This is a genomic window from Amycolatopsis sp. SID8362, assembly GCF_010550475.1.
GTDB classification, from domain to species: Bacteria; Actinomycetota; Actinomycetes; order Mycobacteriales; family Pseudonocardiaceae; genus Amycolatopsis; species Amycolatopsis eburnea.
The window spans coordinates 1-1,589 of sequence record NZ_JAAGNB010001484.1 but is presented as its reverse complement, the minus strand read 5'-3'; the positions used below and the strand labels follow the sequence as shown (position 1 = coordinate 1,589).

Below are 1,589 nucleotides of genomic sequence, written 5' to 3'. Positions count from 1 at the left end.
CGACGGTGGGTGCCTGGTCGTCGACCTCCAGGCCGGCGGCGCGCAGCTTCACCAGCGCGCCCTGCGCCTGCCCGGTCAGCTCCGGCGAGTCCCACAGCCGCGAGGCGAGCGCGACCGCGGCGGCTTCGTCGGGGGCGAGGTCGATCTCGCCGAGCTCGTAGTCGCGGCGGGCGATGCGGTAGCCCTCGATGGCGTCGAACGCGGAGTTGCGGCCGGTCTCCAGGGGGATCCCGAGTTCGCGCAGCTCGGTCTTGTCCCGCTCGAACGTCCGGAAGAAGGCGTCGTCGCTGGCCGCGTCGGCGTACCCGGGCACGATGCCGCGAATCCGCTCGGCAGTGAGGTACTGCCGGGTGGACAGGAGGGCCAGCACCAGATTGACCAGCCGTTCGGCGCGTGCGGTGGACACCCGGTAGAGCCTAGCCCGCGCCGCCCGGCCCGATCGTGAGGTCCGGGGTACGCGCGTCGTAATCGGTCCGGGCGGCGTCGACGGCGTCGAAGTTCGCCTCCGCCCAGTCCTTGAACCCGGCCACCAGCGCGCGCAGCGATTCCCCCAGCGGCGTAAGGGAATAGTCGACGCGGACGGGCACCGAAGGCGTCACCTCCCGGCGCACGAGACCGTCGCGTTCGAGCACCCGCAGGGTCTGGGTGAGCATCTTCTGGCTGACCCCGGCGATGCGCCGCGAAAGGTCGCTGTAGCGCTGCGGGCCGTCACCGAGCGCGACCAGGATCAGGCTGACCCACTTGCCGGCGATCTCGTCCAGCAGCTTCCGGGTCGGGCAGGCGGCGAGGTAGGCGTCGTAGGCGGCCTTTTCGGCGTGCCGCTTCTGCTCCGCCGTGCGCGTGGGCACCGGGCGAACCTCCGGGTACGTGGGGAACCTGCGAGTGCGTACTTCCCGATGGAGAGTAGCTCCCCATACGGTCGCGGGGAAGGTATCCGTAGCGGAGGAGACGAAGATGCGCGCGGTGGTGGTCCGGCGGTTCGGTGGGCCGGAAGTCATGGAGTACGCCGAGGTGCCGGTCCCGGTGCCCGGCCCTGGCCAGGTGCGGATCCGGGTGGCGGCGGCCGCGGTCAACCCGGTGGACCTGGCGACCCGGGCGGGGGTGCTCACCGGGGCGGGGGTGATCCCGCCGCGCGAGGTGCTGGGGCTCGGCTGGGACGTCGCCGGGGAGATCGACGACGCCGGGGACACCGGTTTCCGCGTGGGCGACGCCGTGCTCGGGCTCCGCGACCGCATCGCTCTCCCGCTGGGCGCCTACGCCGATTACGTCGTCCTGGACGCTTCGGCCGTCGCGCCCGCGCCGGACAGCCTCTCCCCCGTCGAAGCCGCCACCTTGCCGCTCAACGCCCTGACCGCCGCCCAGGCGCTCGACCTCGTCGAAACCGTCGGCAGCGTCCTGGTCACCGGGGCCGCGGGCGCGGTCGGCGGGTACGCCGTCGCCCTCGCCCACGCCCGGGGCCTGCACGTCGTCGCCGTGGCGGGGGAAGCCGACGAAGCCCTCGTCCGGGAGTTCGGCGCCGACGCGTTCGTCCCCCGCGGTCCCGCCCTCGCCGACCGCGTCCGCGCCCTGGTCCCCGGCGGGGTGGACGC

At 73.8% G+C, this 1,589-nt stretch carries 3 protein-coding genes; 1 reads left to right on the top strand and 2 read right to left on the bottom strand.

Features of this window, described 5'->3' with window-relative positions; genetic code table 11:
* On the bottom strand, positions 1-406 hold a 406-nt coding region (locus G3I65_RS45735), incomplete at its 3' end, for a helix-turn-helix transcriptional regulator (protein WP_375336775.1).
* A gap of 10 nt (positions 407-416) precedes the next feature.
* Complete coding sequence (locus G3I65_RS45730) at positions 417-848, bottom strand: helix-turn-helix domain-containing protein (protein WP_125316422.1); 432 nt, start codon at positions 846-848, stop codon at positions 417-419.
* 106 nt (positions 849-954) lie between these two features.
* Here G3I65_RS45730 and G3I65_RS45725 point away from each other — a divergent pair.
* A partial coding sequence (locus G3I65_RS45725) for an NADP-dependent oxidoreductase (protein ID WP_160701644.1) occupies positions 955-1,589 on the top strand: 635 nt, incomplete at its 3' end.